The following is a 7,909-nucleotide window of genomic DNA, read 5'->3' on the forward strand; positions in this document are numbered from 1 at the left end:
CCAATGTTACCCTGTGGCCCAGTTGGGCCGATGTCGCCTTGAGCTCCGGTGGGGCCAATGTCACCCTGTGGTCCAGTTGGGCCGATGTCGCCTTGAGCGCCGGTAGGGCCTGTCGCCCCAGTCGGACCTCCGCTTGGACCGGTTGGGCCAGTTGGGCCGGAGAGAACAGATGAGGAGAGGGCACTCTCCATCTTTGACTTCAAAAAAAGTTGGTTTTGAACAGTACTATCGAGAACATGGCGGACACTGTCATTTGCCGCCAAAACGTCGCTAACAGTTGCTCCTGGGCCGCTGATACCAGGAATGGTTCCAATGATATACTGAAGTTTTTCTCCTTCAGCATTCACAACATGACTTAGGCCGAGTTCCTCCATGGCAATTGATGCGAGGATTAAATTTATTACATCGTCGCGTGAAAAATCCGGGTTGATAGTTGGAAAACTTGGTAAAGACATAAAGCAGTACCTCTCAGTTGAATTTCGGGTATACTGCATTGTATGTGCTATCCGGAAGGTTTGTCCATGAACACTGTCGCATAGATTATGGAGACTATCCATAAATTGGATATGAGCTCGAATCAATTTTTGTTAGACAGTGATTGCACAGGAAAGATGCCGCAGAGAGGGTGGTTTTCAACCCTTTTTTCGCAACGAATTAGTAGATTTTACAACAGTTCCCCGTACCTTTTCTGATACATCGTTTTAATGAGGGTTGCAAGAAGCATATACCCCAAAATCATTACGATCAGCCATGGAAAATAGGCGGCGGGAAGTGCCGACATCCCTAAAACCATCCCAAATGGCGTGTAGGGAACAATTGTTCCGGCTATGATAGCCGCGCAGGTAGACAGCAAAACCGGCAGAGATGCCCGGCTCTGGATAAACGGAACTTTGGGGGTGCGGATCATATGAATCACGAGTGTCTGCGACCACATACTTTCTACAAACCAGCCTGCGTTAAACAGGCTGATAAACATCGCTCGGTTGGTTCCCGCCGCGCCGTATGCGCCGCCCGTGAGCGCCGGGCAAATCACGAAAAACATGACAATGAACGTGAGAATGTCGAACACCGAACTTGTGGGACCGAGCCAAACCATAAATTTTCCGATAGAGGAGGCGTCCCACTTGCGCGGCACTTTCAAATAATCGTCATCCATGTTATCCCAGGGGATGGCAATGCAGGAGATATCGTATACCATATTGAGGAAAAGAATCTGGATCGGCTGCATGGGCAGAAACGGTAGAAAAATGCTTGCGGTAAGCACCGAGAACATATTGCCGAAATTGGAGCTGGCAGTCATCTTGATGTATTTGATGATGTTTCCGAATGTCCGTCGGCCTTCCACTACACCGTGTGCCAATACCATCAGGTCTTTTTCAAGGAGGATGATGTCGGCGGATTCCTTAGCAATGTCCACAGCGGTATCAACCGAGATGGCTACATCGGATTCGTGCATGGCGGCGGCATCGTTGATACCATCGCCCATGAAGCCCACCGTATGCCCATTTCCCCTCAAAATGCGGACAATACGCGCCTTTTGCTGGGGGCTGAGCTTGGCAAAGACATGAACTTCTTCCGCAGCGGCCGAAAGCGCACGATCGTCCATGGCATCCACGTCCGTCCCAAGCAGCACGCGGTTGGCATCAAATCCGACTTGACGGCAAACACTCATGGTCACCGCATCGTTATCCCCTGTCAACACCTTAACAGCCACTCCGTATTCGCCGAGTGCGCAAATGGCGGCGGCGGCAGTCTCTTTGGGTGGATCAAGAAACGCAAGATAGCCAATCAATACCATGTCGGATTCATCGCTGACGGAAAAAACGCCTTCGACTGCCGGGTTGGTTTTCTGTGCAATGGCCAGCACGCGCATCCCTTCATCGTTCAGTTTCCCAATCGCCGTAAGAATTTCGTTCCGGATTTCATCAGTCATTTCCACGACGACACCGTGGTATTCGGCATACGTTGAAATGGACAGCATTTCCTCGACAGCTCCCTTGGTAATGAGCTGGGTTTTGCCGTCGCGGTTGCGAATCACGACGCTCATCCTGCGCCGGTTGAAGTCAAACGGGATTTCATCCACCTTCGTGTATTTTTCCTGTAAAGAACGATACGGCTCCGATTTTGCATGGCTGAGAATAGCAACGTCCATCAGGTTCTTCAGCCCCGTCTGAAAATAGCTGTTCAAAAAGGCATGACGCAAAATCCGCTCGTCCTCCTCGCCGGTGATGTCGAGGTAATGCTCAAGAACTACTTTATCCTGCGTGATGGTGCCCGTTTTATCCGTGCAAAGCACGTCCATCGCACCGAAATTCTGCATTGCATTCAGATGCCGGACGATGGTTTTTTTCTTGGCCATGGTTACTGCGCTTTTGGCAAGGTTGGTTGTGACGATCATCGGCAGCATCTCGGGGGTAAGGCCGACCGCCACAGAGAGAGCAAACAGCAGCGCTTGGAACCAGTCACCATTCGTAAATCCGTTGATAAAAAGGACGACAGGCACCATACACGCCATGAAACGGATCAACAGCCAACTGACGGAATTGATGCCCTTTTCAAAGCTGGTGACAACACGTTTGCCGGTAATGGTTTTGGCCATTGAACCGAAACAGGTATAATCACCCGTGGCCACAGCGATGCAGACGGCCGAACCGCTGACAACATTGCTGCCCAGAAATGCAAGATTGGAACGCTCCAGCGGATTTGCAATGTCATCTGTACAGGAATTGGCATATTTTTCTACGGGTTCGCTTTCCCCTGTCAGGGACGATTGGCCAATAAATAAGTCTTTGCATGCGATCACACGCACATCGGCGGGAATCATATCGCCTGCCGCCAAGTAGACGATATCGCCCGGAACGACCTCCGCGAGTGGAATCTCAATTCTACCCGCGTCCGCACGCGCAACAGCAACCGTGGTGTGGACCATTGCCTTAAGTTTTTCTGCCGATTTGTTGGAACGCGCCTCTTGGATAAAGCGCAGCAAACCGCTGATCAGAACCATCGTGCAGATGATGATCACTGTAGAAGGATTTTCACTGCCGGGAGCCGCGAAAATCACATCCGTAAAAAGTGAAATAATGGCAAGTACAAACAGTACGACCGTGAAAGGGTTGATGAACGCATCAATCAGCTTTTTGTAAAGCGGTTCTGGTCTCTCATTCGAGATTTCGTTGCGGCCGAAACGATCCGCACATTCCTCGACCGCATCGGCACTATATCCGCTCATCGTGGTGCCGTATTTTTTTAGGAGTTCGTCCGTACTCGCCCGGCTGGCCCAAATTAGTTTTTCAGCGACGGGCGAAACAGAGCGGACAACAGCTCCATTGACATTCTTTTTCATCGTTATGACCTCCAATCTTCGTTTACCGATCGCGGTATAACCGCTCAGCTTTTACGGAAAGCGAAAGAAAGCAAAGGTACAAAACACAGGGGGAGCACGTCTGATTTATATTATCTCGGTGAGAAAATCTGAAAAAAGAAAGCAGCAAGACAATCTTTGGCGATCTTCTCCGGTGCTTTGCCCTCCTGGTTTGGCACTCCCACTACTTCCTTCGTCCATATCTCTCACCTCTTCTTAATCAAAATATTTATATCAAATCCATCTGGATGAATTTTCAGGCAACAAAAAACCTCCGCCAAGCTCAAACGCTTGGCAGAGGAGTCATTCCCGCACAAGAATAACACGCTTTACAGCATGCTCACGTTCAAGCTTTGGCTTCGCAGGGCGATGAAATTGCATTAAACTGCGCCTTGATTCGACGTAGTCTGTTCACCTTCGCATAGTGTCTCCACTACTTTGCGGCAGCAATCCGTATCCCTGTGGTAGCCTCACCTACCGATGATATTCGATTCCTTGATTAGTATATGCACTGAAAGAAGATTTGTCAAGACGTACATGACAGTTTTGTATCATCCGCCGCTCGCATATTCTTCATATGGTGTGTTTCGTCTATCCTAAATGGGCGGCGAGAAACCAGAACCGCAGAATCGCTGATATCAGATACTGAAACAGCATCAAAAGCAAGGGTAACAAAAGTAAAAAAGCTTAAACGGATTGTGCCTTACCTTGTTTCAATTAAAAGGGCTCCGGAAGTGCAGCACTATTTCGGCATAAAGCAGTTTATACAAACAGATATTTCCAGCCGAACTTAAAAACATTTATCTTCCTACGGCATTCGCACAATAACCCCTGAGAAAATGTCAGAACACTAAGATATTCTGATTCATCCACTACCTTGCGACCGTAACGGACTCGGGAGTAAACGGCGGTGGTTTCGCTGAATTGCCGGATGTCATTAAATGGTATGAAATCCCGCCCGTTCGCCAGCACACCAATGTATTCCTGTAATGTTTGCCCCGGGGCACGCTTCCACCCATATACAGCAAGTATTCGTAGAATGTAACGATACAAAGCGGCAATGCGCTCCTCGCGCGAGGACTGCTCCAGTTTTTTGTACCAGCGCCTTCGCCACAGAATCTTGCCCAGATATACGCAGAGCAACGCTACCACCACACCGCCGATAATCATTAACAATACTGGCCAATGTCGAAAATAGGTAATGGCTTTTACTTTCTGTGGTTTTTTCTGCCCGCCCAGCTTTTGCAACTGATTAGGAGACGATTGAAATGCGGCGGAATTGGTATCTTTGGTAGGAGACTGTTTCTGCTGTGCTTGGCTGTTTGATGTCTGCTGCTTCGCGGTCTGGGGCCGTTGCCTCGGCTGGAGCGGTACGCCTATAATCGTGGCAAAGCCCCACTGTTTACCAAGGTCCTGAAACCCTTTGTTGGAGAGCAGGCCCAGTCTCTGCACAGGTAGATTCTGTGTATCAATTGCGGCATATGCACCGCCCGAGACGCCCAAACAAATCAAGCAAAAAATCAGCGCCGTTAGTGCGAGACGAAAAGGCCGTGCTTTCTTGATATGGGCGTATTCCACCGTGCGGTCATAGAACTGCACGGCAAATAGTAGCAGCGTACAAATCAGAAAGGCCACAAGGGCGACCCAGCTCGTTTTGTACTTCAGTAACGTGAACCACGCGGGCAACAGCACACCACCCACCAGCAAGAAAAACAGCCCGACACGGAAGCGCGATGCTGCATAGCAGAGTGCGGCCACAACTGGCAACAGGATGTAAAACAGCGCGTGCGCCTCAAACTGTCCGCTGGAGATTCTCCGGGCAATATATGTGTAAAATGCGGCGAACAGCACACCGATGCCCACAAGCCATGCTGCCAGCACAATCAACGAGACAACGCGGGGTTTAGGGCAGAAGCTGAGGTGCAGTAGCGCTATCGGCAGAGCCGTCAGCAGTAAGATTAGCCCAAGGTTTCGTGTGAGCGCGGCGTTAATCTGAAACGCGGGCAGGATATTCCACACCAGACAAACGGCTGCCGCCTCCGTGAGCAGGAACAGCGTACCGTTGAGCAGGGAAAAGACCTTACGCATACGCTTCCGCCCCCGTCTCTTGAATTTCGTCTGCTTTGGCAAGCACGCAAATCTCCGCGCCCATACTAAGAAATGCGTCGAGCAGCCCCTGTTCCTCCGCCGTCAAGTGCCCTTTCTTCGCAGCGGGCACCACATAAAAGAGAAATATTGCTTTGTGCAGACCCACCGCCGCGGTCGAAATCTGCACCAGCGGTTCGCTGAGGTTGGCGGTACAGAGCACCAGAATGTCCAAGCCGTACTGTCGACCAGCATTGGCCTCCAGCGCAGTGATCAGATGTCCATTATTCGATATGGCAATATCCCCAAAGTCGGCAACAGTATGGTCGATGTTTTCCCGGCTGCGAGGCAGAGCAAGGCGTACCTCGTCGTCTTTCATATAAACCAGTTCGAGATCTTCGTTTTCCCGCAGCACGTGGCAGGCTACTGAATAGGCGGTTTCCACCAGACAGTCGTACAGAGAAAACAACACTTCCGGCGTATAACCGGTTGCCTCCAAGTCGAGATAGACGGTGTAACCCCGGCTGGTATAGCTTTCAAACATACGCACCATGTATTCACTCGAATGCGCGGAAATTTTCCAGTGAATGTTTTTGATGGCATCTCCCGGTACATATTGGCGTATGCCGCTGTAATCATCGGTCTCCATTTTGGATTTGGAGGTTGCCATATTAGACTGGTGTCCAATCACCTCGGCAAAATCAAAGCAAGCCACTTGCAGTGCCCTCGGCCTAACAGTGACGTGGCTCTGACCGGAGTTCGGATGGTTGAGATAGAACATGCCGAATAAATCATAGATACGTGCCGAGGAAATTCCCACCTCATACGTGCCTAGGTGATCGAATTTGATGCCAAAACTGAATGTGCGTTTCTCCTGCGGCGATAAAGTTGTATCGACATGCGCAGTCTGGGTGATCTGCCCAAGCAGGTTATCCGTGTAGAAGCAGCAGGTGATACGCGGAAACATTAAAAGGCCTCTGCCCGCCACTGTAGCAGCAAAATGTTGTTCCACACCACGCTCACATTGTTTGTTATCTGACGCCTGCAAAAATGTAAACGACCGCTTTAGTAGCCAGATATATAAAAAAGACAACCCCACCAGAACCAAAAAGAAAAGAGCCGGCAGATAGCCGAACGGGTTTCGCAGAAAAACAGCCGGAACAGCCAACAAAATAAAAATGATTGCGGAGATTATAATCCGCTTGACCATGTGCAACGCCCCCTGTCTTATCAATACACATTGTTTTATACAGCGGGTCAGTGCGTGGAGTTTTGGATGACCGGTACGGCGACGGTTTCCAGAATCTCCCCCAAAATCTGCTCACTTGTCCGTTTTTTGATTTTGGCTGCATGACTCAAAACCAACCGATGGGGCAGCACATACGGCGCCATGGTTTTTACATCGTCTGGCAAGACATAATCACGTCCCATATACATCGCATAAGCCTTGCACATTTTGTAGAGTGCAATGGAGCCGCGCGGACTGCTGCCCAGTACAATTTCAGGGTGGTGCCTTGTGGCATCGGAAAGCTCAATGATATATCGTAATATGGCATCATCGATAAAAATGGTCTCGGCGGCCGCACGTGCCTGCAAAATATCTTCACCGGTTGCCACTGACTGCAATGCCTTTTTTGCCTTGTTTCCTAATGACACGACCCGCATTTCTTCGTCCACTGTAGGATAGCCAAGCGATAACCGTACCAAAAAACGGTCGATCTGCGCTTCCGGCAATGGGTAAGTACCGAGGTATTCAATGGGGTTTTCGGTGGCAAGCACCATGAACGGTTCGTCCAGCTTGTATGTATGTGCATCCACGGTCGTCTGTTTTTCTTCCATGATTTCAAGCAGAGCAGCCTGCGTCTTGGCCGAAGCACGATTGATTTCATCAGCCAATACAAAGTTGCTCATAGCCGCACCGGGGCGGAATTCGAACTCACCGGTCTTCTGGTTGTAGATGGAAAAACCAGTGACGTCCGATGGCATGATGTCCGGTGTAAACTGGATGCGGCTGAAATCACAGGAGACTGAGCGCGCGAGCGCGGAAATCAGGCTGGTCTTACCCACACCGGGGATGTCCTCGAGCAGCACATGCCCGCCGCTGACTAGCGCGAGCAAGATAATCTCGATAGGTTTTCGTTTTCCGATAATCACGTTTGATATGTTTTCGACAATGCCAGCGAGTACATCACGGGAGACCTGGCTGTCTGGTTGCTCCGCAACATCTTTAGATAAAGTAGTTGACAATTTAGACGCTTCCTTTCAAATCGTGACCGGCGGCACTCTGCACATCGAAGCGCAGAAGTCCATTCATCAGATAGCAATGCTGTTTAATTCAAAATGTTATAAAACGGTATGCTATAACGCTATAAATAGGTGTAATTGTTATTTTACGATAGCACAAAGACATTACAAAAACAACATTTATTCATAATTTATCAATAGTTTTGTTCAGATATATAT

The 7,909-nt window shown here is 49.6% G+C and carries 5 protein-coding genes and 1 riboswitch; all 5 genes read right to left on the reverse strand.

All coding sequences use genetic code 11. From position 1 onward, the window contains the following. Window positions 1–455, reverse strand: a 455-nt coding sequence (locus ABF463_RS09345) for a collagen-like protein (RefSeq protein WP_415533345.1), incomplete at its 3' end; no start/stop codon positions are given. Between the two features lie 209 nt (window positions 456–664). Next, the gene (gene mgtA / locus ABF463_RS09350) at window positions 665–3,343 is read right to left on the reverse strand and encodes a magnesium-translocating P-type ATPase (protein ID WP_415533346.1); all 2,679 of its coding nucleotides are present in this window, start codon (window positions 3,341–3,343) and stop codon (window positions 665–667) included. A 350-nt stretch (window positions 3,344–3,693) separates the two neighbouring features. Further along, window positions 3,694–3,850: riboswitch (M-box (ykoK) riboswitch) on the reverse strand. Between the two features lie 273 nt (window positions 3,851–4,123). Further along, the gene (locus tag ABF463_RS09355; RefSeq protein ID WP_415533347.1) at window positions 4,124–5,449 is read right to left on the reverse strand and encodes a DUF4129 domain-containing protein; all 1,326 of its coding nucleotides are present in this window, start codon (window positions 5,447–5,449) and stop codon (window positions 4,124–4,126) included. Next, entirely contained in the window at window positions 5,442–6,656 is a 1,215-nt protein-coding gene (locus ABF463_RS09360) for a DUF58 domain-containing protein (RefSeq protein WP_415533348.1), read from the reverse strand. Before ABF463_RS09360 ends, ABF463_RS09355 begins: the two co-directional genes overlap by 8 nt. A gap of 47 nt (window positions 6,657–6,703) precedes the next feature. Then, on the reverse strand, window positions 6,704–7,693 hold the full coding sequence (locus tag ABF463_RS09365; RefSeq protein WP_415533349.1) for an AAA family ATPase: 990 nt from the start codon (window positions 7,691–7,693) through the stop codon (window positions 6,704–6,706). Between the last annotated feature and the right edge of the window lie 216 nt (window positions 7,694–7,909).

Source organism: Ethanoligenens sp. (assembly GCF_047718355.1).
Taxonomy (GTDB): Bacteria; Bacillota; Clostridia; order Oscillospirales; family Ethanoligenentaceae; genus Ethanoligenens.

Excerpts from the sequence above, each read along its gene's own strand:
- mgtA (WP_415533346.1), bottom strand. The coding sequence starts at position 3,343 with ATGAAAAAGAATGTCAATGGAGCTGTTGTCCGCTCTGTTTCGCCCGTC.
- ABF463_RS09355 (WP_415533347.1), bottom strand. The coding sequence starts at position 5,449 with ATGCGTAAGGTCTTTTCCCTGCTCAACGGTACGCTGTTCCTGCTCACG.
- ABF463_RS09360 (WP_415533348.1), bottom strand. The coding sequence starts at position 6,656 with ATGGTCAAGCGGATTATAATCTCCGCAATCATTTTTATTTTGTTGGCT.